Origin of the sequence: Comamonas sp. wu1-DMT, from assembly GCF_040187805.1 — a bacterium.
Classification (GTDB): Bacteria; Pseudomonadota; Gammaproteobacteria; order Burkholderiales; family Burkholderiaceae_C; genus Comamonas; species Comamonas thiooxydans.
Genome location: NZ_JBANEM010000003.1, coordinates 120,596 through 147,063, shown reverse-complemented (window position 1 = coordinate 147,063; position 26,468 = coordinate 120,596). Strand labels below are relative to the sequence as shown.

At 62.4% G+C, this 26,468-nt stretch carries 23 protein-coding genes; 16 read left to right on the top strand and 7 right to left on the bottom strand.

All coding sequences use genetic code 11. The annotated features are described in order from the left end of the window. Positions 1–154: 154 nt before the first annotated feature. The 5 genes from V8Z78_RS06645 (at position 155) to V8Z78_RS06625 (ending at position 5,540) form a co-directional block, all read left to right on the top strand. Positions 155–874 (top strand): pirin family protein, encoded by a 720-nt coding sequence (locus V8Z78_RS06645; protein WP_349731111.1) that lies wholly within the window; start codon positions 155–157, stop codon positions 872–874. Positions 875–958: 84 nt separating this feature from the next. Continuing rightward, the gene (locus V8Z78_RS06640; RefSeq protein WP_003068587.1) at positions 959–1,636 is read left to right on the top strand and encodes an isochorismatase family protein; all 678 of its coding nucleotides are present in this window, start codon (positions 959–961) and stop codon (positions 1,634–1,636) included. 179 nt (positions 1,637–1,815) lie between these two features. After that, positions 1,816–3,705 carry an amidohydrolase gene (locus V8Z78_RS06635; RefSeq protein WP_349731110.1) on the top strand — a complete coding sequence of 630 codons (1,890 nt, stop codon included), beginning with the start codon at positions 1,816–1,818 and terminating at the stop codon, positions 3,703–3,705. A 1-nt stretch (position 3,706) separates the two neighbouring features. Continuing rightward, on the top strand, positions 3,707–3,925 hold the full coding sequence (locus V8Z78_RS06630) for a hypothetical protein (protein WP_003068591.1): 219 nt from the start codon (positions 3,707–3,709) through the stop codon (positions 3,923–3,925). Next, the gene (locus tag V8Z78_RS06625; protein WP_349731109.1) at positions 3,915–5,540 is read left to right on the top strand and encodes an MFS transporter; all 1,626 of its coding nucleotides are present in this window, start codon (positions 3,915–3,917) and stop codon (positions 5,538–5,540) included. Before V8Z78_RS06630 ends, V8Z78_RS06625 begins: the two co-directional genes overlap by 11 nt. Before the next feature lie 64 nt (positions 5,541–5,604). On the opposite strand, the gene V8Z78_RS06620 is transcribed toward V8Z78_RS06625, so the two are convergent. From V8Z78_RS06620 to V8Z78_RS06600, 5 genes are all read right to left on the bottom strand, one after another. Further along, positions 5,605–6,150 (bottom strand): RidA family protein, encoded by a 546-nt coding sequence (locus V8Z78_RS06620; protein ID WP_003068595.1) that lies wholly within the window; start codon positions 6,148–6,150, stop codon positions 5,605–5,607. A gap of 18 nt (positions 6,151–6,168) precedes the next feature. Beyond that, on the bottom strand, positions 6,169–6,666 hold the full coding sequence (locus V8Z78_RS06615) for a c-type cytochrome (RefSeq protein ID WP_280040397.1): 498 nt from the start codon (positions 6,664–6,666) through the stop codon (positions 6,169–6,171). 30 nt (positions 6,667–6,696) lie between these two features. After that, entirely contained in the window at positions 6,697–8,292 is a 1,596-nt protein-coding gene (locus V8Z78_RS06610) for a flavin monoamine oxidase family protein (RefSeq protein WP_256628833.1), read from the bottom strand. Positions 8,293–8,596: 304 nt separating this feature from the next. Further along, positions 8,597–10,156 (bottom strand): sensor domain-containing diguanylate cyclase, encoded by a 1,560-nt coding sequence (locus V8Z78_RS06605; RefSeq protein WP_218895015.1) that lies wholly within the window; start codon positions 10,154–10,156, stop codon positions 8,597–8,599. Between the two features lie 195 nt (positions 10,157–10,351). After that, positions 10,352–12,415, bottom strand: coding sequence for a molybdopterin-containing oxidoreductase family protein (locus V8Z78_RS06600; RefSeq protein ID WP_349731108.1), 2,064 nt, complete (start codon positions 12,413–12,415; stop codon positions 10,352–10,354). Between the two features lie 160 nt (positions 12,416–12,575). On the opposite strand from V8Z78_RS06600, the gene V8Z78_RS06595 reads away from it, so the two are divergent. Next, positions 12,576–13,736 (top strand): ABC transporter substrate-binding protein, encoded by a 1,161-nt coding sequence (locus tag V8Z78_RS06595; RefSeq protein ID WP_349731107.1) that lies wholly within the window; start codon positions 12,576–12,578, stop codon positions 13,734–13,736. A gap of 84 nt (positions 13,737–13,820) precedes the next feature. Then, positions 13,821–15,032, top strand: coding sequence for a M20 aminoacylase family protein (locus V8Z78_RS06590; protein WP_057093753.1), 1,212 nt, complete (start codon positions 13,821–13,823; stop codon positions 15,030–15,032). Here V8Z78_RS06590 and V8Z78_RS06585 read toward each other — a convergent pair. After that, positions 15,019–16,053 carry an AraC family transcriptional regulator gene (locus tag V8Z78_RS06585; RefSeq protein ID WP_003068608.1) on the bottom strand — a complete coding sequence of 345 codons (1,035 nt, stop codon included), beginning with the start codon at positions 16,051–16,053 and terminating at the stop codon, positions 15,019–15,021. The genes V8Z78_RS06590 and V8Z78_RS06585 overlap by 14 nt on opposite strands. Positions 16,054–16,210: 157 nt before the next feature. Between V8Z78_RS06585 and V8Z78_RS06580 the strand changes: the two genes are divergently transcribed. The 6 genes from V8Z78_RS06580 to V8Z78_RS06555 all read left to right on the top strand — a co-directional run bounded on the left by V8Z78_RS06580 (position 16,211) and on the right by V8Z78_RS06555 (position 22,181). Further along, positions 16,211–17,059 (top strand): TauD/TfdA dioxygenase family protein, encoded by an 849-nt coding sequence (locus tag V8Z78_RS06580; RefSeq protein WP_012840018.1) that lies wholly within the window; start codon positions 16,211–16,213, stop codon positions 17,057–17,059. Between the two features lie 114 nt (positions 17,060–17,173). Beyond that, positions 17,174–18,232: a beta-keto acid cleavage family enzyme gene (locus tag V8Z78_RS06575; protein ID WP_349731106.1), complete on the top strand. Its 1,059-nt coding sequence runs from the start codon at positions 17,174–17,176 to the stop codon at positions 18,230–18,232. A 17-nt stretch (positions 18,233–18,249) separates the two neighbouring features. Then, complete coding sequence (locus V8Z78_RS06570) at positions 18,250–19,218, top strand: Bug family tripartite tricarboxylate transporter substrate binding protein (RefSeq protein ID WP_349731105.1); 969 nt, start codon at positions 18,250–18,252, stop codon at positions 19,216–19,218. 97 nt (positions 19,219–19,315) lie between these two features. Beyond that, positions 19,316–20,287, top strand: a complete 972-nt coding sequence (locus V8Z78_RS06565) for a quinone oxidoreductase family protein (RefSeq protein ID WP_003068616.1) — start codon at positions 19,316–19,318, stop codon at positions 20,285–20,287. Between the two features lie 250 nt (positions 20,288–20,537). Beyond that, entirely contained in the window at positions 20,538–21,743 is a 1,206-nt protein-coding gene (locus tag V8Z78_RS06560; RefSeq protein WP_003068617.1) for a porin, read from the top strand. 183 nt (positions 21,744–21,926) lie between these two features. Next, a complete protein-coding gene (locus tag V8Z78_RS06555; RefSeq protein WP_003050754.1) occupies positions 21,927–22,181 on the top strand; it encodes an acyl-CoA-binding protein in 255 nt (84 codons plus the stop codon). A 187-nt stretch (positions 22,182–22,368) separates the two neighbouring features. Here the strand turns inward: V8Z78_RS06555 and V8Z78_RS06550 are convergent, their stop codons facing one another. Continuing rightward, positions 22,369–23,367: an isopenicillin N synthase family dioxygenase gene (locus tag V8Z78_RS06550; protein WP_039050118.1), complete on the bottom strand. Its 999-nt coding sequence runs from the start codon at positions 23,365–23,367 to the stop codon at positions 22,369–22,371. 471 nt (positions 23,368–23,838) lie between these two features. On the opposite strand from V8Z78_RS06550, the gene V8Z78_RS06545 reads away from it, so the two are divergent. From V8Z78_RS06545 to V8Z78_RS06535, 3 genes are read left to right on the top strand one after another with little or no spacing between them, the layout of a single operon-like run. After that, positions 23,839–24,855, top strand: coding sequence for an ABC transporter substrate-binding protein (locus V8Z78_RS06545; RefSeq protein WP_057093742.1), 1,017 nt, complete (start codon positions 23,839–23,841; stop codon positions 24,853–24,855). Between the two features lie 13 nt (positions 24,856–24,868). Next, positions 24,869–25,369 carry a nucleoside deaminase gene (locus V8Z78_RS06540; protein ID WP_046461678.1) on the top strand — a complete coding sequence of 167 codons (501 nt, stop codon included), beginning with the start codon at positions 24,869–24,871 and terminating at the stop codon, positions 25,367–25,369. A gap of 53 nt (positions 25,370–25,422) precedes the next feature. Next, a complete protein-coding gene (locus V8Z78_RS06535; protein WP_224649058.1) occupies positions 25,423–26,451 on the top strand; it encodes an ABC transporter substrate-binding protein in 1,029 nt (342 codons plus the stop codon). The last annotated feature ends 17 nt before the right edge of the window (positions 26,452–26,468 follow it).

Genomic DNA, 26,468 nt, shown 5'->3' with positions numbered 1-26,468 from the left:
ATCGAAATTATCGATGATTGAGGGAATTTTCTTTCAGCATAACCGCATATCAGGCCGCGGATACTTCATTCATCGCCACACGGAATGCAGAAGAAAAAGGCAAGCGGGCCAGCAGCAGGAAGTGTGAACACCATCGATTGTCTAGGAGAGAGAAATGCTTGAAGTTCGCCCATCCAACCACCGCGGTCGCGCCAACCATGGCTGGCTGCAATCGCGCCACACCTTCTCCTTCGGCCACTACTGTGACGCCAGTCAGCAAGGCTTTTCGGATCTGCTGGTCATCAATGACGACCATGTGTCCCCCGGTCAGGGCTTCGGCACCCACGGCCACCGCGACATGGAAATCTTCTCCTATGTGCTCGATGGCGCCCTGGAGCACAAGGATTCCATGGGCACGGGCTCGGTGATCCGTCCCGGCGACGTGCAGATGATGAGCGCCGGTACCGGCGTGGAGCACAGCGAGTTCAACCACTCGGCCCAGGATCCGGTGCACTTTCTGCAGATCTGGATCGTTCCCGCAGAGCGTGGCGCCGCTCCACGCTATCAGCAGGTCCATGTGGACGATGCCGACAAGCGCGGCCGCCTGCGCCTGATCATCGCCCCCGAAGGCACAGACGGCACGCTGGCCGTGCGCCAGGACGCCCGGGTCTATGCAGGCCTGTTCGACGGTGAAGAGTCCGCCGAACTCGATGTGGGGCCCGAGCGCCATGTCTATGTGCATGTGGCCCGCGGCAGCCTCTGCGTGAACGGAGCGCACCTGTCCGAAGGCGACGGCGCCCGCATCCGCAACGCCGGGGCCCTGCGCTTCGAGCAGGGCGAAGACGCCGAGGTGCTGGTCTTTGACCTGCGTCCCCGCGAACTGCCCACCTTGTAAGCAACAGTTTTCACACCCCGGTTTCATCCTGCTTTCCTGTTTCCCCTGCAGCCTCTCGCTCACCTTTTACCCAGGAGTTTCTCCATGACCAACGCCAACGCTTCCATCGCCCGTCCCGTCGCCGTCGCCAAGCCCGGTGCCAAGCTGCTCAACCCCCATGACCACACGCTGATCATGATCGACTTCCAGTCGCAGATGGCCTTTGCCACGCACTCCATCGACCCGGTGCAGCTGCGCTCCAACGCCGCCCTGGTCGCTTCGGCTGCCGCCGGCTTCGGAGCCTCGACCATCCTGACCACCGTGGCAGAAAAGAGTTTCTCGGGACCCATGTTCGAGGAAGTGACTGCGCCTTTCCCCGGCCAGACCCTGCTGGACCGCACCTCGATGAATACCTGGGAAGACGAGGCCGTGATCCGCAAGGTCAACGAGATCGGCAAGCCCCGCATCGTGCTGGCCGGCCTGTGGACCAGCGTGTGCATCGTCGGACCGGCCCTGTCGGCGCTGGACCAGGGTTTTGAGGTCTTCGTGATCGCCGATGCCTGCGGCGACATCTCCACCGAAGCCCACAATCGCGCCATGGAGCGCATGGTCCAGGCCGGTGCCCAGCCCATCACTTCCTTGCAATACCTGCTGGAAATGCAGCGCGACTGGGCCCGCACCGAGACCTATGACATGACCACGGGCATTGCCAAGAAGCTGGGTGGCGGCTACGGCATCGGCATCACCTACGCCAAGACCATGTTCGGCGCGCACGAAGGCTAAAAAAGGGGCAGGGGCCTGCTGCGCGGCCGTATCCTGCGCCTGTGGTCCTCGCCGCACGTCGGTACGGCTGCGGTCCTCGGCCCAGGCTGCGGCCGCTCGCCACGGCCTCTGCCTCCTTTTTTGCCCCCTCTCCGGCTTTCTCATCCCTTCTTTGCGTTGCTGACCCCCCTAGGCACACCATGACCCAGCCCTCCACCCCCGATCTGATCCTGTTCAACGGCCGTTTCACCACGCTGGACCGCAGCAACCCCACAGCCACGGCCGTGGCAGTAAGCCAGGGGCGCTTCAGCGCCGTCGGCAGCGACCGCGAAGTCCTGCCCCTGGCAGGTCCGCAGACAAGGCGCATCGATCTGGGCGGACGCAGTGCGCTGCCGGGTCTGATCGACAACCACCTGCACCTGATCCGCGGCGGTCTGAACTTCAACATGGAGCTGCGCTGGGACGGCGTGAAGAGGCTGGCCGATGCCATGGCCATGCTCAAGGCCCAGGTGGACGTGACCCCTGCGCCCCAGTGGGTGCGCGTGGTGGGCGGCTTCAGCGAGCACCAGTTCGTGGAAAAGCGCCTGCCCACGCTGGCCGAACTGAATGCCGTGGCGCCCGACACCCCGGTCTTCATCCTGCATCTGTACGACCGAGCCCTGCTCAATGCAGCCGCCCTGCGTGCTGTGGGCTACACCAAGGACACGCCCGAGCCGCCCGGCGGCCAGATCCTGCGCGACAGCGCCGGCAATCCCACGGGCCTGCTGCTGGCCAAACCCAACGCTTCCATTCTCTACGCCACGCTGGCCAAGGGGCCCAAGCTGCCGCGCGGCTACCAGGTCAACTCGACACGCCACTTCATGCGCGAACTCAACCGCCTGGGTGTGACCGGCGCCATTGACGCGGGCGGCGGCATGCAGAACTATCCCGACGACTACGACGTGATCCAGGAACTGGCCGATGCAGATCAGCTCACCATCCGCCTGGCTTACAACCTGTTCACGCAAAAGCCCAAGGAAGAGAAGGACGACTTTCTGCGCTGGACCGCCAGCTCGCAGTACAAGCAGGGCACGGACTACTTCCGCCACAACGGCGCAGGCGAGATGCTGGTGTTCTCGGCCGCCGACTTCGAGGACTTCCGCCAGCCCCAGCCCGAGCTGGCGCCCGGCATGGAAGGCGAGCTCGAAGAAGTGGTGCGCATCCTGGCCCAGAACCGCTGGCCCTGGCGCATGCACGCCACCTACGATGAGACCATAGACCGCGCGCTCAATGTGTTCGAGAAGGTCAATAAAGACATCCCCCTGGCCGGCCTGAACTGGTTCTTCGACCACGCCGAAACCATTTCCGAAAAGTCCATCGACCGCATTGCGGCTCTGGGCGGCGGTGTTGCCGTGCAGCATCGCATGGCCTATCAGGGCGAATACTTCGTCGAGCGCTATGGCGCGGCCGCGGCCGAGGCCACGCCCCCGGTCAAGCGTATGCTGGAAAAGGGCGTCAACGTGTCAGCCGGCACCGACGCCACCCGTGTTGCCAGCTACAACCCCTGGGTCTCGCTGTCCTGGCTCATTACGGGCAAGACCGTGGGCGGCCTGCAGCTCACGCCCCAGCGCAACTGCCTGACCCGCGACCAGGCCTTGCGCATGTGGACCGAAAACGTGACCTGGTTCAGCAACGAACAGGGCAAGAAAGGCCGCATCCAGGTGGGCCAGCTGGCCGACCTCATCGTGCCCGACCGCGACTTCTTCGCCTGCCCCGAGTCCGACATTGCCAACACCTCGGCCTTGCTCACCGTGGTGGGCGGCAAGATGGTCTATGGCGCCGGCGCCTTCGCCGACTTCGACGAATCGGCCCCGCCCCTGGCCATGCCTGACTGGTCCCCCGTGCGCACCTTCAAGGGCTACGGCGCCTGGGGTGTGCAGGAAGGCGCGCCGCTGCAGTCCGTGATGCGCAACGCCGCTGCCAGCTGCGGCTGCGCCAGCAACTGCAATCTGCACGGCCACGCCCACGCTACGGCCTGGAGCAGCAAGCTGCCCGTGGCCGATCTCAAGGGCTTCTGGGGCGCGCTGGGCTGCGCCTGCTGGGCGGTGTGAGATGGGCGAGACACTGCATGCCGTAGCCACTGCACCCCAGGTGCAGTCGCTGGCCCTCGCAGGTTTCACGGTGCTGGCGGCCTTGCTGGCCGACCGCTTCCGGGCAGCGCCGCAGGCCGAGCGCCAGCGTGCTGTCAACGCATTTTTTGAACACTGGGGCCTGGTCGGCGGTATGCTGCTCGTCGCCTGGCACGATCTAGGAGACTCCCATGCCGGATAACACCAAAGCCGCCTCGGGCAGCTTCGCGCCCCTGGCCATTCCCGTCTTTGCAGTGCTGTGGGCCGCCACGGTGCTGGGCAACATCGGCAGCTTCATGCGCGATGTGGCCAGCGCCTGGATGGTGACCGAACTCTCGTCCAGTCCCACGGCCGTCGCGCTGATCCAGACGGCGGCCACGCTGCCCGTCTTCCTGCTGGCCATCCCCGCCGGCGTGCTGTCCGACATCCTGGACCGCCGCCGTTTCCTCATCGGCGTGCAGGTGCTGCTTGGCGCCGTGAGCGGCACGCTGCTGGTGCTGGCACAGACCAACACCCTCACGGTGGAATACCTAGTGGCCCTGACTTTTGTGGGCGGCATTGGCGCCGCCCTCATGGGGCCGACCTGGCAGTCCATCGTGCCCGAACTGGTGCCGCGCAGCGAACTCAAGAGCGCCGTGGCCCTGAACTCCCTGGGCATTAACATCGCCCGTGCCATCGGCCCGGCCGCCGGCGGACTGCTGCTGGCCAGCTTCGGTGCGGCAGCCGCCTACGGCCTCGACGTGCTCAGCTATGTGTTCGTGATCGCCGCCCTCATCTGGTGGAAGCGTCCCAAGGCCGAGGCCCCGGCGCTCAACGAGCAGTTCTTCGGCGCCTTCCGGGCCGGTGTGCGCTATGCCCGTGCCAGCCGCGAGCTGCATGTGGTGCTGCTGCGCGCCGCTGTGTTTTTCCTGTTCGCCAGTTCGGTCTGGGCCTTGCTGCCCCTGGTGGCTCGCCGCATGCTGGGCGGCACGGCCGGTTTCTACGGTGTGATGCTGGGCGCTGTGGGGGCCGGTGCCATCCTGGGTGCCGTGCTGCTGCCCAAGCTGCGCAAGCGTCTCGATACCGACGGTCTGGTGTTGCTGGCTTCTGTGGTTACTGCCTCGGTCATGGGTCTGCTGACCCTGGCGCCGCCTCAGTGGGCTGCCGTGGCGCTGATGCTGGTGCTGGGCCTGGGCTGGATTGTTGCGCTGACCACGCTCAACGGCGTGGCCCAGGCAGTGCTGCCCAACTGGGTGCGCGGCCGGGGTCTTGCCATCTACCTGATGGTATTCAACGGTGCCATGGCCCTGGGCAGCCTGGGCTGGGGCCTGATTGCCGGCCAGTTGGGCCTGCCGGTCACGCTGCTGATCGGGGCCCTGGGTCTGGTGCTGGTGTCCCTGGTCTTTCACCGCGTCAAGCTGCCTGGCGGCGAAGCCGATCTGCAGCCGTCCAACCACTGGCCCGAGCCTTTGCTGGCAGAACCCGTGGCTCACGACCGTGGTCCGGTCATGATTCAGGTCGAGTACCGGATTGCGCATCAAGACCTGGGCGCCTTTTTCCAGGCCATGCAGCAAGTGGCCCAGGAGCGTCGTCGAGATGGGGCTTATGCCTGGGGCGTGGCCGAGCACACCGGCGAGCCGGGCCGGGTGATCGAGTGGTTCCTGGTCGAGTCCTGGGCCGAGCACCTGCGCCAGCATGGTCGCGTGTCCAAGGCCGACGCAGATCTGCAGGCCGCTGCTTTGCGCTACCACCAGGGGCCGGACAAGCCCGTGGTTCACCATTTTCTGGCCCTGGATGCGCACAGCGCCCAGCAGGGATCTGGCTCCACCGCTCACTAAGCAGCGCAGGAATCGGCATTCATCGCTGACGGGGCCGGCGATGAATGCAAGGCCGGCGTGTTACTTACTTGACGGGCTTGGCGGCGCGCACGGCCACGACCTCGATTTCCACATACCAGGCCGGGTTGGCCAAGGCTGCAATCTGGAAGGCCGAGCGTGCGGGCAGGTTGGGCTGGGCGGCCGTGCCAAAGAACTGGGTGTAGCCACGCATGAAGCCGGCAAAGTCCATCTTGTTGCCCTTGGCGGGGTCGGCCACCAGAAAGACCTGCATTTTCACCACATCGCTCATGGTGAGATTCATGCTCTTGAGCTGCTCTTCCAGGCCTTTGAGGATGGCCACGGTCTGACCCTCGGTATCGCCGCCGTAGGCCGCAGGATCAGCAGCGGGCTTGGATTTGTCCACCACGGGCGGCACCTTGCCGGAGAGATAGACAGTGCGGGCATCGGTGGGAATTTCCACGGCCGCAGCGATGGGGAAGGTCGAGCCCGGTGTCTTGTAGCGCAGCACATCGCCGCTTCCGGAGGTGGTGGCAGCGCAGCCGGTGAGCAGGACTGCAGCGCCCAGCAAGGCGGCGGTGGTGGCGGTCTTGAAGATGGATGGAACGTTCATGTGATCTCCTGAATGGGTTTATGGGGTGACGCGAAAGGGTTTGACGTCGGCGGCAGACAGCTTGTCCGGGTACTGATTGCCGAAGTTGCTGCGCACATAGTTCACGACGTCGGCAATCTGCTCATCGGACAGCTTGCTGGCAAAGGACGGCATGCCGTGCAGGCCGTTCATGACGACCGAGGCCGGGTAGGCAGCGGCTGCCAGCTTGGGGTTGGAGGCCAGCGCTGGGTAGAAGCCGGCGCCCTTGGCGCCTTCGCCCTTGACCATGTGGCATCCCTGGCAGATGGCCTGGTACAGGGTCTCTCCGCCGCTCTGGCTGAAGCGCGGGCGGACCGCAGAGAAGTTCTGCATCAGCGCCTGGGTATCGGCGGGCGAGATGGAAAGAACGGCGGCAGACTGCAGTGTTTGCAGGTTTTTCACATCCTGGGTTTTCATGCTCTGTGATTGGGCCAGGACGGCGCCGGAGAGACCCAGGGCCAGGGCGAAAGCGGAGCAAAGACGGTGCAATGTGTGCATGGTGAAGTTCCTTGTTGCAGACATGGGCGATCAGAGGCTGGAGGCCTTGGCGTGCAGGCGCTGGATGGCGTCCAGCGAAGACAGCACGGCACCTTCCTGCCAGGCGGGGATGTACGAGACATGCTCGCCCGCCAGCACCAGGCGGCCGTCGATCTGGGCCAGATCCTTGTAGTGCTGCTCACGCAGCGCATCTGTCCAGTTGCCGAAGCAGCCATTGATCCAAGGCATGCGATGCCAGGCTACTGACACACCGTTGAGGAACTCCTGCTTGTACTGAGGATGGATCTGCGCGCCGTACTCCAGCGCCAGACGAATGCGCTCGGCCGGCTTGAGCGAGGAGAAGCGGTAGCTGTTGGAGTTCTCGAAGGCATAGGCGCCCAGCAGCACGGCGGGGCCGTTGCCCATATAGCCGGTGGAGGGGTAGGAGATCTGCTGGATCGGTAGATCGGTGTAGCTGATGCCGCCATAGATGCGTTCGTCCTCTTCCCAGAAGCGGCGCTTGAACTCCAGACCGACCTTCATGGAGCTGCCGTAGGGCACGGCAGCAATCGCGTTCTGCATGGCGCTTCCGGCCTGCACTTCGATCTGGCTCAGGATGGACAGCGGAATCGTGCACACGCACCAGTCGGCGCGGGCCTGCAGCGTGGCGCCGGGCTTGAGGGCGTCCACATAGTCCACGGTCACGCCCTTGTCGTTCTGGGCGATCCTGGTGACCTTGGCGTTGTAGCGTATGGCCGAGCCCAGATCGCGCGCCATGGCCTGGGCCAGCATGTCCATGCCGCCTTCGGGCTGGAAGATGGCGCTGTGGAATTCGTAGATATTGCCCACGCCCATCTGGCGCCACAAATTGGATTCGAGCAGCTCGTGCAGGCCCATGGGCGTCGACGGTTTGGCCTGCGCCATCAGGCCGCCGCCGGGGTCGATGTCGTAGCCACGGAAATCGCTGACCGCATTGCTGGCGCGGTAGCGGTATTCCTTGTCCAGCACGCCCCAGGCCTTGAGGCTCTCCAGCAGGCGTTCCTTGTCTTCCCGGCTGACGCTCTGGTCCAGCGCGCCCTGATTGGTGGCCTTTGACAGCAGCTCGGCCACATGGCCGTAGACATCGGTCTGCACATGGCGAAAGCGCTGGGGCTTGCCGGCCAGGGCCTTGCTGTTGTGCAGATAGGCGTTGTAGTTGACCTGGTTGAAGGCTTCGAGCTTGATGCCGAAGCGCTTGTAGTAGTCCAGCATCGCATGGTGGTGGTAGGGCACGCGCCAGGGGCCGGGGTTGAAGTAGTTGCCCTTGGCAAAGCCCACTTTCTGACGTGTACCGTCGAGTTCGCTGAACTCATCGCCGCCGCGCAGCGTCCAGCAGCGACCGCCGGCGCGACTCTGGTATTCAAGCAACTGCACCTTGTAGCCGGCTGCGCGCAACTCGTGGGCTGCCACCATGCCTGCCAGGCCCGCGCCCAGCACCAGAACCGACGCGCCAGGTCTGGCGTTGCCGAGCTTGACCGGACCACTGTAATGCGACTCGGCGGCGTAGCCCAGTGAACTCATGGCTTGGTACATGGCACTGCCGCCCGCGACCTTTCCGATCATCGAGAGCAGTTGTCTGCGACTGACATGCTTGCTTGGCTCTGGCATCTGAAATTCCTTTGCTGTTGTGTATTCCGCTGTCCATCCGGGGTTGCGGGGCAAGGGTTTTCAGCAAGAGCTGTGCCAGGTCAGAGGGCTCAAGGCATTAGTTCAATGAAATCAGTAACTTGTTATGAAATTCAGATCAATTTGCGCTCAATCCTTTTAACGCTTATGGTGCATGCTCACTAATTTGAAGCGTCAATGGCCAAATTGGTGCAACGGAGTCACACAATAAGCTGCAAAAAAAGCGTATCGGCTGTGACAGCGGATACGCCTTGAGTGTGGGAGCGGAACTACGGTGCTGCCGGGCTCAGAGCTCGCTGGGAGGCTCGCAGGCCTCACTGACCATGACACGATTGCGTCCACCTCGCTTGGCTGCGTAGAGCATGGCATCGGCCTGCTGGAAGACGGCCTTGATATCGGGATCGCTGTCGGGCCAGTGGGCCACGCCCAGCGAGATGGTGATATGGCCCACTGGCGGTATCTCCATTTTCTCGACCAGCTGACGCAGGCGCTCGGCGGCATGGGCGGCGGCCTCCAGCCCCGTGCCGGGCAGCAGCAGCAGAAACTCCTCGCCACCCACGCGGCAGGGCAGGTCATCGACACGCGAGACCTCGCGCATGGTGCGTGCGAGCTGTCTGAGCACCTCGTCACCTGTATCGTGGCCAAAACCGTCGTTGATATGCTTGAAGTGATCGATGTCGATGGCAATCACCGAGAACGGCAGCGCTTGCGTCTGAAAGGCGCTGATGGCTGCCTCCAGATGACGGCGATTGCCCAGCCCGGTCAACGGATCGGTGTTCACGTCCTCGCGCAGCTTGGTGATATTGCGTTGCAGCAGGCCCAGGCCCTTGAGCATGGCTTTCTTGAGTTCGTAGGACTCGAAGTACCAGGACTTGACGGCCTGGATGTTCTGCGCCGTCTCGGGCTTGTCCATATCGTGAGCGCCATTGGCGAGCTGGCGCAGCGGGCTGGCAATGCGGCGCGCGCTCCACCAGATGACCACCAGCATCAGCAGGGCGATGGGCAGGGTCTTGTAGAGCACGGAGCGCATCAGCTTGTTGAGCGGGGCCAGCGTGGCCGCCTTGGGACGCTGGGCCACAATGCCCCAGCCCGAGGCATGGATGACGGCATAGCCGGCCAGCATTTCCACGCCCTTGCTGTTGACGACCGGCGCCGTACCCGACTCGCCTCGGATCACGGCGTTGATGACATCGTTGTTGATCACCTGGTCGCCAATACGATTGTTGTCGGGGTGATAGATGATGTGCTTGTTCTTGTCCACCACATAGACATAGGTGCCATCCTGGTAGAAGTGCGAGCCCAGCAGGGTGTCGAGGATGCTGTCTTCCTTGAGGTAGATGCTGCCGCCTACCGCTCCCAGGAATTCGCCCTGAGGGTCGAAAATGGGCTGCGAGACAAAGACGATGTAGTTGCCGGCCGTGGACATATAGGGCTGGCTGATGACGGGGCCGCGAGTGCTCAAGGTCTGTGCCACTCCGGCGCTTTGCAGTGTCTTGCCCTTGATCTGCAGGGTTTCGGGCGATGTCGCCAGCACATAGCCCGTAGGGTCGATGATGGTGACGGAGTTGAAGCTCTTGGTTTGCAGGCGCAGACGTGTGGCCTCCTTGGCCAGATAGTCCACGTCATCCATGTGCGCGCCCATTAGATTGGCGCTGTACTCCAGCTGCTGCAGGGCGGATTGCAGAAAATCATCCGTGCTCTGCGCCAGCTTGGTTGCATAGGCATGGTGACCTTCAAGCGTGTTGTCTATCAGCTGCTGGCGCTGCACCAGATAGCCGGCATAGAAGGTGTTGAGAAACGGGATCAGCGCGCTGCAGATGGTCAGGACCAGGATCAGTCGACGCAAATCAAGCCGGTTAGGCGCAAGCCGGTGGTGCCAGGGGAGAGATTTCTTCACAGATGATGTCGCGAGAGCAGGGCGGCTCTGCGCTGTACCTGTGTGCTCTGACAGGCTCAGACCCCGGCCGCATATTCATTGAGTGTCTGCATTATGGTTGCTCGCGCCGTGGCCCTGCTCATGGTCAACCACAATGCAGCCGCGTCAGGCTGACAACTCCTTGAACTTTTCCACCTGTACCGCGCAGTCGTAGAAGCAGGGCGCCCGGCCAATATCGGTGAGCTGCTGATGCGTCAGCTCGTTCACATTCGTGCCGTTGGCTCCCTGCTTGCGCCACCAGATGCCCAGGCCCACCACCACGCCGGTGCGAGCGCGGCCGTTGACGGCGGCGTGGCAGACATGCTCGCCGCGCTGGTTGAAGACGCGTAACCGGTCACCGTCGGCAATGCCGCGCGCAGCTGCGTCATCGGGGTGCATCTCCAGCAGCGGGCGCTCTTCCATGCGGGCCAGACTGGCCACATTGGCAAAGCTGCTGTTGAGGAAGTTGCGTGCCGGCGGCGAGATCATGGCCAGTGGGTAGGCGGCCGTGGGCGGCTCGTAATTGGGCAGATAGTCGGGCAGGGGGTTGATGCCCAGCCGCGCCAGGGCGGGGTTGTCGAATTCGCATTTGCCCGAAGGCGTGGCAAAGCCACCCTCGGCAAACGGTGCATCGGGCAGCGGGATATGGGCAAAGCCCTGTTGCAGAAGATCGTCGAAATCAATGGCTGTCTGTGCTAGCGCTGCGCGGCACAGCGCTTCGTCGGAATCAGAGAAGCAGGCCGCGGCAAAAGCGGGGTCCAGCCTGGCCATATGCATGGCCAGATCGCGAAAGATCTGCGCGTTGCTGCGCGCCTGGCCTTGGGGCTCGATCGCGGGGCGATTCAGCAGCACATCGGTATGGCCGTAGCTGCCGTGGATGTCCCAATGCTCTAGCTGCGTGGTGGCGGGCAGCACATAGTCGGCATGGTCTGCGGTGTCGGTGAGGAAATGCTCAAGCACCACGGTGAACAGATCTTCGCGCGCAAAGCCCGCAGCCACCTTGGCCGACTCTGGCGCCACCGCCACGGGATTGCTGTTATAGACCACGACGGCTTCCACCTTGGGGCCGAAGCCGGCATCGCCCTCATGCAGCAGCACATCGCCAATCTGGCTCATGTTCAGCGTGCGTGGGCGACGCTCGCCCAGCAACTGCGGCATTTGCAGATCTGCGCGCTTGAACGGCGAGACCCCCGAGGCGGACAGCAGCAGCCCGCCAGCGCGGTGGCGCCAGGCGCCGACAAGAGCCGGCAAGCAGGCCACGGCGCGCACGGCATTGCCGCCGCCGCGCGCGCGCTGCATACCGTAATTGAGGCGGATGGCCGCAGGCCTGGTCGTGCCGTAATCGCGGGCCAGGGACTGAATCTGTTCCACGCTCAGGCCACAGACACTGGCGGCGCGCTCGGGCGGCCATTGCAATGCTCTGGCCTTGAGTGCGTCCCAGCCCTGAGTGTGTTGGGCGATGTAGTCATGGTCCAGCCAGTTGTGCACGATCAGCTCGTGCATCAGCGCCAGAGCCAGTGCCGCATCGGTGCCGGGCAGCAGTTGCAGATGCTCGTGGCATTTGTCGGCGGTCTCGCTCTTGCGCGGGTCTATGCAGATCAGCTTGGCGCCCTGGCGCTTGGCTTCCTGCGCATAGCGCCAGAAATGAAGATTGCTGGCGATGCTGTTGCTGCCCCAGATCAGTATCAGCTTGCTTTCGGCAAAGAACTCCACACGCATGCCCAGCTTGCCGCCATAGGTCGCGGTCAGCGCCTCGCTGCCGGCACTGGCGCAGATGGTGCGATCCAGCAGGCTGGCGCCCAACTGGTGGAAAAAGCGCCGGTCCATGCTCTCGCTCTGTACCAGTCCCATGGTGCCGGCATAGCTGTAGGGCAGTATGGCTTCGGGCGCGCGCCGGGCGATGCCGTGCAGGCGCTGGGCAATATCGCTCAGTGCTTCGTCCCAGCTCACGGGGGTGAAGTGGCCGCTGCCTTTGGGGCCGCTGCGTTTGAGAGGCTGCAGAACTCGCCCGGCGTGGTAGGTGCGTTCGGTGTACTTGCTGACCTTGGCGCAGAGCACGCCGCCCGTGTGAGCGTGTTCAGCATTGCCTTGCACCTTGGTGGCCGTGCCATCGACCACCGTGGTGAGCAGGGCGCAGGTGTCCGGGCAGTCATGCGGGCAGGCACCGCGTACTTGAACGATATGAGGCATGTCGTGGGCTCGAAAATCTGGATCGGTTTGCGTCTGAAGACCGTTTTGTGGGCCTATTATGCGGCGCGCATCCATGTCAAAAAACCTGAGATGCAAGACCCCAGGAGCGGGCCGATCCAGCCCGTAGCAATGAGTAGCCCGTACAGAGAGATCAAGAGCAATGCAGTACAAGCGAGTGGAGTGGAATCGTCGTCAATTCATGACTGCTGGCGCAGCTGTGGCAGCCGGGAGCTGGATCGGCGCAAGTCATTCCCAGGATTCGAGCGGGCCCATTGTGCTTGGGCAGTCCTGCGCGCTGAGCGGCCCCTCGGCACAGCTGGGTATGCAGTTTGTGCAGGGCGCCAAGCTGTATTTCGATCAACTCAATGCCCAGGGCGGCATCGGCCGCCGCCAGGTGGAGCTGCGCACGCTGGACGATGGCTATGAGCCAGAGCGCTGCGTGGCCAATACCCAGAAATTCATTGCCGATGATGTGATGGCCTTGTTTGGCTATCTGGGCACGCCCACCAGCATGGCCGCACTGCCTTTGCTGCAGAAAGCCAAGCTGCCGCTGATTGCTCCACTGACAGGGGGCGCCGGCCTGCGCGACCCCAAGCTGGCGCAGGCGGTCTTCAATCTGCGTGCTTCCTATGCCGATGAAACCGCGCTCATGGTTAGGCAACTGGTTTCTTTGGGCCTCAAGAAGATCGCGGTGTTTCATCAGAACGATGCCTATGGCCAGTCAGGTCTCGAGGGGGTGATGCAGGCGCTGCAAGGCCATGGCCTCAAACCCGTGGGTGCAGCCACGGTGGAGCGCAACTCCCAGGATGTGACCAAGGCCGTCAAGACTCTGGTGCCGCTGGGGGCCGATGTCATCGTGCAGGTCGGCACCTATGCGGCCAGCGCTGCCTTTGTGCGAGCGGCACGCCAGGCAGGCTATGGCGGTCAGTTCTACAACGTGTCGTTCGTGGGCACTTCGGCACTGGCACAGGCCCTTGGCAAGGAGGCCGAGGGGGTGGTGGTCACCCAGGTCGTGCCCTCTCCCTTCAAGACCTCGCACCCCCTGGCGCGTGAGTTTCAGGCAGCCCTGCAGAAAGGAGGTGCTTCGCTGCAGCCCGATTACTCCAGCATGGAAGGCTATCTGGCTGCCCGTGTCGTGGGCGAAGCGCTGAAATCTGCCGCTGCCGCTGGCCGGCTGCAGCGCGATGGCCTGGTGGCGGCACTGGAGGCCATGAATGGCCAGCAGGTTGCGGGCTTTCCCATCGCCTTCCGCCCACAGGCTGGCAAGCCGCGTTTTGTCGAGCTGTCCATGCTTACGGGCGACGGAAAGGTCCGGGTGTGAGGCTTTGAGGCGCGCAGGGCGCAAGCTCTCTCGCTTTGGGCCATCATGGCATCTTTGCCATTGATGACCCCAAGGAGAGAGCGCATGGCCCTGCTGCCCGAACTTCAAGCAAGCGCCCCTGACATTGCCGCGCTGCGTCGCGATATCCATGCCCACCCCGAGCTGTGTTTCGAGGAAATACGGACCTCGGATCTGGTCGCGGCGAAGCTGGAGCAATGGGGCATAGCGATCCATCGCGGTCTGGGCAAGACCGGTGTGGTGGGCGTCATCCATGGCCGCGACGGCGGCAGCAGCGGCCGAGCCATCGGCCTGCGCGCCGATATGGATGCCCTGCCCATGCAGGAGTTCAACACCTTTGACCATGCCAGCCGCCATGCGGGCAAGATGCATGCCTGCGGTCACGACGGCCACACGGCCATGTTGCTGGCGGCGGCGCAATATCTGGCCGCACATCGCGACAGCTTCGAGGGCACGGTCTACACCATCTTCCAGCCTGCCGAGGAAGGCGGTGGCGGTGCCCGCGAGATGGTCAACGACGGACTGTTCGAGCAGTTCCCCATGCAGGCTGTGTTTGGCATGCACAACTGGCCGGGCATGAAGGCCGGCACCATGGCCGTGGGGGCAGGGCCTGCCATGGCATCCAGCAATGAGTTCAGGATCGTGGTGCGCGGCAAGGGCGGCCACGCGGCCATGCCACATATGGTGGTGGACCCGGTGCCCGTGGCGGCCCAGCTCATCATGGCCTTCCAGACCATCGTCAGCCGTAACGTCAAGCCCATTGAGGCGGGCGTGGTGTCGGTCACCATGGTCCATGCCGGCGAGGCGACCAACGTCGTGCCGGACAGCGTGGAGCTGCAGGGCACGGTGCGTACCTTCACGCTGGAGGTGCTGGACCTCATTGAGCAGCGCATGCAGCAGATCAGCGAGGCCGTCTGTGCGGCGCATGGCACGCAATGCACGTTCGAGTTCGTGCGCAACTACCCGCCCACTATCAACACGGCCCCCGAGGCCGAATTTGCCCAGGCCGTGATGCGCGAGATTCTGGGCGATGCCGGTGTGGTGCCGCAAGAGCCATCCATGGGGGCCGAGGACTTTGCCTTCATGCTGCTGGAAAAGCCCGGTGCCTACTGCTTTATCGCCAACGGCGATGGTGATCATCGCGCCCTCGGGCATGGCGGTGGCCCCTGTACCTTGCACAACCCCAGCTACGACTTCAACGATGCGCTGATTCCGCTGGGAGCGACCTTCTGGGTCAAGCTGGCCCAGCGCTGGCTGGACCAGCCTACGCGCGGCTGAAGGCTTGGCCCCGCCGCTGCGGGCTGGGTGGAAGATTTCTTTCACGCCAGACCTCGGGCGGGCAGCCAAAGAGCGTGCTGAACCAGCGTGTGAAGGCACTGTGGCTGTTGTAGCCCAGCATGGAGGCGATCTGGCCCACAGGGTAGTCAGGGTTGCGCACATAGCGCTGGGCAAGATCCGAGCGAACCTCCTGCAGCAGGTCGGTAAAGCTCAGGCCTTCACCATCAAGCTCGCGCTGCAGGGTCCGTACGCTGCGCCCCAGACCCTGGGCCACGCAGATGCAGGTGGCATTGCCCGAGGGCAACATGAGATAGATGGCCTTGCGCACCTGCTGGCCGATGGAGGCCTGACGGCCCTGCTGCGTGGTGTCCACCATGGTCTTGGCATAGCGCACCAGAACCGGGTCGGCCAAGGGGTTGGGTGCATCCAGGTCCTCGGTACGAAACACAATGCCGTTGAAGTCCGCATCAAACTCCACGCGGCAACGAAACATCTGCTTGTGCAGGCCGGTGTCGCCGGGCGCGGGGTGGCTGAAGCAGACCCGCAGCGGGCGCCATTGCTCATGCAGCAGCAGGTTGCAGGTACGAAACAGCACGCCGATTGCCAGTTCCATGGATTGCGGCAATGCATCCGGCAGGGTGAACTCTTCGCGCAGCACCACGACGCCATTGGCGTCGTCCATATGAATCACCAGCGACTCATTGAGCATGTGCACATGCTCGATCAGCGTGCTCAGCACCTTGCGCAAGGTGGGCTGGTGCAGCAACAAAAGGCTGACGACACCGAAGTTTGAAACCTGCCGTGATTGCGCCATGCGCAGCCCGAAGTTTTCGCAACCCGTGATGCTTGCAGCTTCTTCCAGCAGGCGTCCGGCCGTCAATGCATCGATCAGCTGATCCTGCTCGCGCACCACGGCTGGGCGCAGGCCGGCACGACGCAATGCCGCATCAGGGTCTCCTCCCAGTTCGCTGAAGAGTTCCGAGAAATTCGTCAGAGATGCCGCGCGCACAAAAGTGACCATGACTGCTCCACGCAAAAATTCGGAGAAATTCTGGCATGAGATGCATAGCGTGCGGCATGAAATGCACAACCTATGTGACACAGGTTTTCTACAGTGGACTTACCGGGCGGCAGAGACTAGCAACAAGCCTGGGTTCAAAAAAGTGTAGGAGACAGTGATGCAGATAAACCCTCTGACCTGTGCCATAGGCGCGGAGTTGGTCGATGTGCAACTGGCGGATGCGCTGCGCGATGATGGGCTTTTCGCAGAGATCAAGACGGCCTTGCTCAAGCACAAGGTGCTGTTCTTGCGCCGCCAGAGTATCAGTCGCGCCGAGCATGTCGGTTTTGCCCGGCGTTTTGGCGAGCTGGAGGACCATCCGGTGGTCGGCAGCGACCCCGAGCATCCCGGCCTGGTGCAGATCTACAAGACGCCGGACAAGCCGCTGGACCGGTATGAAAACTCCTGGCATTGCGATGCCACCTGGCGCGAGGTGCCGCCCATGGGCTGCGTGCTGCGCTGCGTCGAATGTCCACCGGTCGGCGGCGACACCATGTGGGCCAATATGGCGCTGGCTTACGAGATGCTTCCATCGCATATCAAGGACGTGATAGCCCCGCTGCGGGCACGCCACAGCATTGAGTGCACCTTTGGCGCCGCCATGCCTGCGCAGAAGCGTCTGGCCCTCAAGGCGCAGTTTCCGGATGCGGAGCACCCGGTGGTTCGTACACATCCGGAAACCGGTGAAAAAGTGCTGTTTGTCAGCGGCTTCACCACTCATTTCACGAACTTCCACACGCCCGCCAATGTGCGTGTGGGCCAGGACTTCACCCAGGGCTCATCCAGTCTGCTGCAGTTCTTGATCAGCCAGGCCGCGATCCCCGAGTACCAGGTCCGCTGGCGCTGGGAGCCCGGCAGCATCGCCATCTGGGACAACCGCGCGACACAGCATTACGCGGTGATGGACTACCCGCCCAGCCATCGAAAGATGGAGCGCGCCGGAATCATCGGCACACCGACTTTCTGAGCATCGAAAGACGTTCGTGGCAAGGCGCAGAACCTGGCCGGGCGGTGCGAAGCACAGTTGTACGCAAGGCTCTGAGTGCGGGCATGGCATTTATATAACAACGGAGACATCATCATGAATTTCCTCGACGGTCACCTGGTTGCCGAAAATCAGCAGCCTCTCATCATCACTGCAGCTCCTTATGCACCTTCGTGGCTGCCGGAGGACTTCCCCGGCGAAATTCCCGTCACGATGGAGGAGCAGATTCAAAAAGCCGTGGACTGCTACAACGCCGGCGCCCAGGTGCTGCACTTGCATGTACGCGAGCTCGACGGCCGCGGCAGCAAGCGGCTTTCCAAGTTCAACGAGCTGATTGCCGGCGTGCGTGCCCGCGTCCCGGACATGATCATCCAGGTAGGTGGGTCGATCAGCTTTGCACCCGAAACCGATGGCGCGGCCGCCAAATGGCTGTCTGACGATACCCGCCACATGCTGGCCGAGCTGGACCCCAAGCCCGATCAGGTGACGGTGACCATCAATACCTCGCAGATGAACATTCTGGAGCAGTTCGATGTGCGGGATATCGAGGGCACTTCGATGGAGGACCCAGCGGTGTTCAATGCCTACAAGGAAATGACCGTGCCTGCACAGCCGGGCTGGGCCGAAGAACATATACGCCGCCTCAGTGCGGCCGGCATTCAGAGTGCCTTCCAGTGCTACAACATCAACAGCTTCGAGTCGGTTGAGCGGCTGATGCGTCGCGGCATCTACAAAGGTCCGCTGGTGCTGAACTGGGTGGCCATCGGCGGCGGAATGGACCAGCCCAGCGTTTACAGCCTGGCCAATTTTTTGCGCGCCGTGCCCGACGGTGCGGTGCTCACGGTAGAGGCCTCGGTGCTGAACGTGCTGCCCATCAATCTCATGGGCATTGCCATGGGCCTGCATGTGCGCTGCGGCACCGAAGACAATCTGTGGAATCAGACTCGAACCCGAAAAATGGGCACGGTGGAGCAGATCGAGCAGTTGGTGCGCATTGCCAAGGAATGCAGCCGCCCCATCGCCACTCCTGCCCAGGCGCGCGAAATCTGCCAGATCGGCGTGTTCTACGACACGGTGGAGGAGAGCCTGGCAAGGAACGGCTTTGCTCCGAATCGCAACGGTGCTCAGCAGGGTTTTCTGCGCAAAGTCGCCTGAGGTCAAAGGAGCGCACGATGCAACGCATTCCAGTCCTGCTGTCCATTGCGCTGGCTGCAGCTTTGCCAACTGGCAGCGCCTTCGCTTTCACCGACAAGCCCGTCAAGCTCATTGTTCCTGCCCCGCCCGGCGGCACGATCGATGTGTTTGCTCGCATCATCAGCGATCAGCTGGCGCATGAGCTCAAACAGCCTGTGATTGTGGAAAACCGCCCCGGTGCCGGCGGTGCCATGGCGGTGAAATACATGCTGTCCCAGCCCTCAGACGGCAATACCCTGCTGGTGACGGTGACCAATATCCTGACCGAGGTTCCGCATGTGCTCAAGGGGGGCTTTGATGCCATGAAGGATGTCAGACCCGTCTCGCAGATGGCACGCTCCGTCATGGTCTTCATTGCTTCGCCTCAGTTCCCGGCCAAGGATGCCAAGGAGGCCATTGCCTATATCAAGGCCCATCCGGGTCAGCTGTCCTTTGCCTCCTACAGCCAGGGGACGGCATCGCAGTACGCAGGGGCGATCCTGAATCAGAAGGCCGGCCTGGACATGCAGCATGTGCCGTTTCCAGGCTCTGCACCGGCACTGGCACAAATCATGGGCAATCAGATCCCGCTGATGTTCGACGGCTCCGTGACCACCAAACCGCTGGTTCCCAGCGGCAAGGTCAGGCTGCTGGCCGTGGCTTACAAAAGCCGGCTGGCCGACTACCCCCAGGTGCCGACGATGGCAGAGCTCGGTTATCCGGAGCTTGATTTCAGCAACTGGGCGGGTGTGTTTGCTTCGGCAAAGACGCCGCAGCCGTTGCTGGAGAAGATCAATGCCACGCTGGAGAAGGTCAATGCCAGCCAGGCGGTGCAGGCACGTTATGCGGCCACAGGCTTTGAGCCGATTCGCCAGGAGCGCACTCTGGAGCAGCTGTCTACCGATCTGCAGGCCGAATACCAACGCAATGGCGAGATCGTCAGGAATTTCGGCATCAAGCTGAACTGAGCCGGCTCGTCAATCGGTCCGGGCATGTCTGCGACTGAGGATGCCCGGATTTTGCTTTGCAGCGCTTGCTGCACCTCAATAGATACAGGAGCATTTCATGACTCAGGCCATTCGCTTTTACGAGACTGGCGGTCCAGAAGTTCTGCGACTGGAAAACGTTGCTGTGGGAGACCCCGGCCCAGGCCAGGCCCGTGTGCGGCATAGCTATATCGCGCTCAACTTCATCGATGTGTACTTCCGCTCCGGGCGTTATCCGTTGGCCCTGCCCAACGGGTTGGGCTCGGATGCCGTCGGTGTGGTCGAGGCCGTCGGAACGGGTGTGACGGATATCCGGGTGGGTGACCGCGTTGGCTATCTGATCGGTCCGCAAGGCGCTTATGCACAGGCGCGTGTGATGCCTGCAGAAGTGCTGATTCCGTTGCCCGACGGAATTTCAGACCGTACTGCAGCCACACTCATGATGAAAGGCATGACGGCCCAGTATCTGTTCCGGCAGGTCTATCCGCTGCAGGGCGGTGAAACCATTCTCTATCACGCTGCTGCCGGAGGCGTAGGCCTGATTGCCTGTCAGTGGGCTCGCGCCATGGGGGTCAACATGATTGGTACGGTCAGCACGGATGAGAAGGCCGAGCTGGCCAGGGCGAACGGATGCGCGCACACCATCGTGACTTCGCGTGAAAACATCGTCGAGCGAGTGAAGGAAATCACGGCAGGCAAGGGCGTTCCCGTGGTTTACGACTCGGTAGGCAAGGACACATTGATGGACTCGCTCGATTGCCTGCAGCCGCGTGGCTCGCTGGTCAGCAACGGAACCTCTTCCGGCTCCGTGGTGGTGGACTCATCGCTGCTGGCCGCCAAAGGCTCGATCTGGATGACCAGGCCGGCCATGATGCATTACATCCAGCCCCGTTCACATATGCTGGAGATGGCTGCAGAGCTGTTTGAGCACGTGCTGGCGGGGCGCATCGTGAGCGAGCCTCAGCAGGAGTTTGCCCTGGCCGAGGCGGCACAAGCCCATCGTGCATTGGAAGCGCGCAAGACTGTGGGGGCCACGGTACTTGTGCCATGAGCTGCTGGGCGCAAATATTGGGCGGGTAAAACCATTGCGAAAATCCGTGCCGGTGCCTTTCCCAAGGCGCCGGCTTTTTTTTTTCTGACATTGGCCATGCGGCAGGGCGACATTCCTAGGGATTTCACCTTGGGATCATGGCACCAAATAAGCAATGAATGGCATCAACTGCACAAGAGCTGCAGCCTTCCTTTTCTAGAGTGATTTCGCGGATCAATACCGCGAATTCATAACGAAAAGGAGACATGAAATGCCACGTATTTCACGCTATATCTGGAGTCTTTTTGCCTTGTCCGCCAGCAGCCTGGCCAGCGCTCAGTCATCGGTGACGCTGTTCGGTGTCATGGATGCGGGCGTCAGCCGCTACATGGTGCGCAGCAATTCCTGGGATGGCTCCGGCCGCACGGCCAGCCAAGGTATATGGGCGCTGTCACCCTCGGGTAATCTGGCCAGCCGTCTGGGTGTTCGTGCCGTTGAAGATCTGGGTGCTGGAATGTCTGCCAGCATGTGGCTGGAAGCGCCAGTGACCAACGACACGGGCGGCGGCGCGCTGAACTTTGGGCGACGCTCCACCGTCAGCCTGGCGGGCAATTGGGGCGAGCTGCGCCTTGGGCGTGATCACACACCGTCGTTTCTGAATGACTGGGCCTTTGATCCCTATTCCGTCAACGGCGTGGGCGTCAATTTGCTGGCGGTGGTCAGCAGCAACCTGGCCATCAACCGTGCGCTGAGTACGCAGACCAGCGGTACGCTGCCCGAACGCTTGCTGGGAAACGGTTTGTCGGCAGGCACGGACAATTATCTGCGCGCCAACAATTCCATCGGCTACCACCTGCCTACAGGGCTGGGCGGAATTTATGGTCAGCTGATGTATGCCTTCCCGGAAAATGATGCCAGGCGCGGCCGCTATGCCGGTGGGCGCATTGGCTGGGCCAGCGGCCCCACCGATATTGCGCTGGGCTATGGCGAAAGCATGCTGGGCACTTTCAACGGCCGCAAGGAAACCATCAAGTCCTTGAACCTGGGAGGTTCGTACAACTTCGGTCCGGTCCGTGTGTTGGGCGAGTGGTCGCAGGTGCGCAATGCGCGCAGCGATGTGCGGGCCACAGACCGCTATGACGGGCTTCTGGCTGGTGTGCAAATCCCTGTCGGACTGCATCAGCTCAGGGCGTCGGTGGCCAGGGTGCAATTCAAAAATGGGCAGGGAGCCGGCGACGCATCGGTGAACAAGCTGGCCTTGGGTTATGTGCATAACCTCTCCAAACGCACGGCGCTCTACACCACGGTGTCGCGCATCAGCGTGAGCAATGGACACAACAATCCTGCGGTGATGGGGGTGACGCCGCTGGCCGTCAGCAGCCCGGTCATCATGCCGCAACCGGCCTACAGCAACAGCCCCGGCATGCAGCCACGCAGCGCATTGGGCTTTGATGCGGGTCTGCGCATGATGTTCTGAAGGCAGTCCGTTGCTGCTGCCGCGAGGCGAATCACGAAGAGGCGGATTTGAGGGAGTGCGTGCCGCAAAGGGCTGCTTGCTTGCCGGCGTTGCAGTACTTTGTGAAATAAAAAGAACGGTCGTTCTAATTTTCCGGATTTTTGGCTACACTGGCCTCGACTATTAAAGCCCAGGAGACCTTTCATGTCCGATCTGAACGCCCGGTTTGAAGAGACCGTCAAGAATTCCACCTCGCTTGGCGAGCGTCCCGACAACGCCACCTTGCTCAAGATTTATGCCTTGTACAAGCAGGCGACCGAGGGTGACAACGAAGCCAAGAAGCCCAGCTTCACCGACATGGTGGCCCGCGCCAAGTGGGATGCCTGGGCCAAGCTGGAAGGCACAACGCCGGATGAGGCCAAGCAGCAGTACATCGATCTCATCGAGTCGCTGCGCTGATCCGCGCCACCCCTGATCGCCGACAAGGCCCCGGGCTCCGGGGCTTTGTCGTTTCAATTCGGACCACATCACACTGCACCAGAGACGGGGGGCTGGAAACTGGTGCCCCCCAGCCAGGGACACCGAGGAAGGGCCGCCCCGAAGGTGTCGTCCCCTTGGAGGAAGCGGCAGGGCTGCTCAGGGGGTGTCAGTACCTGTTCGAGAAATTGGCGCTGATGCGCTGACGCAAATATTCCGCCCCTGTGATGGGCGGATATTTTTTGGCCGGCCCTTCTATCACCGCATCCTCATTGGCCTGGCAGAAGAAGGCCAGGCTATAGCGGGCCCCCTGGTACTCATGGGGCTGAGGGTTGCGCACGCGGTGGAAGTTGCTGGGCAACTGGTCGTCGCTCCAGCGCATCAGCATGTCGCCGATATTGCAGGTGATGACGCCATCCACGGGCTTCACGGGCGTCCATTGCTGGGTCTCGGCCTCCTTGCCGGGCAGCACCTGTAGCCCACCCTGGCCGGCGCGCTGGAACAACAGCGTCAGGCAGTCGAAGTCCGTATGTGCGCCTGCACGCCACAGGCCGATTTCGTCCTTGAGCGCCGGGTCCACTGCAAAGTAATGCAGCATGCGCAGCGTGCTCTGGTAGCTGGGCACGGCGGGGTCATGTGCGCGGGTGAAGAATTCATCGTCAAAGCCCAGCTTGTAGGCAAAGCAGGACAGCAGCTGCATGCCAACCTGCCAGCATTGATGCTCAAAAGCCAGCGTGGCCTGCTTGAAGCCGGGCAACTCCTGCTCGCTGGGCCACAAGCCTTGCATGCGCGGGCGTGTGACCTGATAGGACTCTTTCTGGTCGGGAGTGCGCGTGGAAGGGCGAATCTGCGCCTTGTGCTCCCAGCCTGCATTGCGCGATAGCGGCCATTGCGACTTGGTTTCGGGCGGCAAGGCGAATAGCTGCTCGGCTCTACCGAACGCGGCGTCGATATCGGCCTGGGCAATGTCGTGGCCGGAAACCTGGAAGAAGCCGATTTCTATCGAAGCGCTCCAGATCTGCTCGGCAATCTCCTGCTTGCGCTGCTCGAAGTCGCTGATGTCTATGACGCGAACTTCGCGCGCCGAGGTTTCTGCGCCTTGCCCGCCCATGCGGGCTTCCTTGTCCAGTTCGCCAAGGCTGTAAGAGTGGCTGGTCATGGTCTGCATAAGAATTTCTCTTGCGATGACTTCAGACACCAGCTTTGCCAGTGAGGCTTGGTGCGGGCATCTGAAGTGTGGATACCAGGCGCGGCTGTGTGCCGCACCCACTTCAAGAGCAATGACCCGCGAAGCTGCTGACCGGAGGAAGGTCAGAGCACCGTGCTGAACGCTTCTACTCTTGATTTGAGTGCAGCAAACAGCGTGCCAGCCATTTACCAGGGCGCTGACACTCTTGGTTTTGGTGCATGGCTTCAATCTGGTGCATTGCCATGCATGAATCCATGCATCCATCTCTTTTGCATGCACTTTGTTGATACCTGGCGAGGCGCAACCCAAAGCAGGCACGCCAATTGCTAGAAGGTTGAACGAGTAGAAGCGTTCAGCCTGCATCCGCGTGCAGTGCCCGGAAATTGCTCAAGTCCTGTCAGCAGCGGCAGCTGCTGGCGTTCCTGTCGCCAGAGACCTGAGAGTTCCACCATGCTACGTCGCCAATTTCTTGCCGCCCTGCCTCTTTGCGGCGCACCCTGGGTTCATGCCCAGGGCAAGTCGCTGACTCCGCTGAAATTCACGCTGGATTTCCGCGTCAACGGCCAGACGGCGCCGTTCTTTCTGGCCCAGCAAAACGGCTACTACCGCGATGAGGGGCTGGAAGTGAGTCTGGACGTAGGGTCGGGCTCGGTGGCTTCGATTACACGTATCGCCAGTGGTGCCTACCAGCTCGGACTGGGCGATATCAGTTCGCTGATCGAGTTCAATGCACAGAACGCCGGCACACCTCGCGTGCAGGCCGTCTACCAGTACTACAACCGCGCGCCCTTTGTGATCATCGGGCGCAAGGACAGAGGCATCACTTCGGACTTCGCAAGTCTCAAGGGCAAGAAGGTGGCTGCAGCGGCAGTGGAGTCCACGCGCCGAGCCTGGCCCATGGTGGCGCGGCGCAAGAATCTGCCCGCCGATCTGTTTGCCTGGTCGACGACGGAGTTCTCGGCACGCGACAACGTCATGGTGCGTGGCGATGTGGATGCCGCCACCTATTTCCATGACTCGGCGGTGTCGCTCTTTGCGCGCCTCAAGCCCGAGGAGCTTTCCATACTGCGCTACAGCGATGCAGGCGTTCATCTGTATGGCAATGCGATTCTCGCGTCCAGCCAGTTGATCGCCGAGAAGCCGCAGGTCGTGGCCGCCTTCCTGCGCGCCACCAACCGTGCGATTGTGGAATGCCTTGCCAACCCCGCAGCAGGCATTGCCGCCGTGCGCCAGCGCGAGTCGATTCTCGATGAGAAGCTGGAGCTGGAGCGCTGGTCCATCACCGCACAGTATGTGGCAGCGGCAGACACGAAAAGCCATGGACTGGGCGACTTCAGCAAGCGTTTGATGGAGCAGCAGCTGGACAGCGTGGTGCAGACCTTTGCGCTCAAGACCACGCCATCTGCCGACGCACTGTTCAACAGCAGCATGTTGCCCGCCAGGTCGGCGCGCATGCTCAAGGCCTGAGGAGGAAGCCTCCATGTCCCTGCCTCAAGCCCAGACCTTGAGCGACAGCGATGGCCGCTATCTGCGTGAAGCCATTGCGCTTGCCGATACGGCGCGCGAGCGCGGCAACCGGCCGTTTGGAGCGCTGATCGTGGCGGCCGACGGACGCGTGCTGGCCCGGGCCAGCAATGCCAACGGCGAGAGCGGCGATTGCACGGCCCATGCCGAGCTGTCCGCCATCCGCCTGGCCAGCCCCCTGCATTCCCGCGATGAGCTGGCCGTCGCCACGCTGTACTCGTCTGCCGAGCCTTGCGTGATGTGTGCCGGCGCGATCTTCTGGTCCGCCATCGGCCGCGTGGTCTATGGCATCGATGCCGAGCGGCTGCGCGTGTTCCGTGGCGAGCGGCTCGATCAGAAGGATGCCGAGCTGTCCTGCCGCGATGTGTTTCAGACCGCTTCGCACACCATCGAATGTATCGGGCCGGCCTTGATCGAAGAGGCCAGCAGTTCACACCAGGGCGCCTGGAAAGTCTGAGCCCCGGCACGCATTCAACCGCAATTCGTTGACATAGAGAGAGGGAAGCCACCATGCAAACCAAGCGCCTGTTCCTACAATCCGTTCTGGCCCTGGGCAGCTTTGCCAGCGCCACGGCAGCCTTTGCCGCAACGCCCATAAAATTCCAGCTCGACTGGCGTTTTGAAGGGCCTGCGGCGCTGTTTCTGCAGCCAGTCGCCAAGGGCTATTTCCAGGCCGCAGGGCTCAATGTGACGGTGGATGCCGGCAGCGGCTCGGGCGGCGCCATCCAGCGCGTGGCATCGGGCTCCTACGACATGGGCTTTGCCGATCTGGCCGCGCTCATGGAGTTTCATGCCAACAACCCCGAAGTCAAGGACAAGCCCGTGGCCGTGATGATGGTCTACAACAACACGCCGGCCTCGGTCATGGCGCTCAAGAAGAGCGCCATCGCCAAGCCGGCGGACCTGACGGGCAAGAAGCTGGGAGCGCCGGTCTTTGATGCAGGCCGACGCGGCTTTCCGTTGTTTGCCAAGGCCAACAAAGTCGGCGATGTGCAATGGACCACCATGGATCCGCCGCTGCGCGAGACCATGCTGGTGCGCGGCGATATCGATGCCATCACGGGCTTTACCTTTACTTCGCTGCTGAACCTGGAGGCGCGGGGCGTGAAGGCGGCCGATGTGGCAGTCATGCCGTTTGCCGACAATGGCGTCAAGCTCTATGGCAACGCCATCATCGCCAGCGCCAAGCTGGTGCGCGAGAACCCCGAAGCCGTGCGTGCCTTCCTCAAGGCCTTCAGCAAGGGCGCCAAGGAAGTCATGGCTAATCCCGGCGCAGCCATTGCCTATGTGAAGGAGCGCGACGGCATCGTCAACACGGCGCTCGAAACCCGCCGTCTGCAGCTGGCGATCGACACCGTGATCAACACCGCCGACGCGCGTGGCGAGGGCTTTGGGCAGGTCAGCTCCACACGCATGGCGCTGATGGCTTCCCAGATCTCGGACGTCTATGCGACCAAGACACGCGTGAACCCCGAGACGCTCTGGAACGGCCGCTTTCTGCCGCCAGTCGCGGATCTCGACGTCTTTCCCAAAAAGTAATTGCTCATTGATTGATA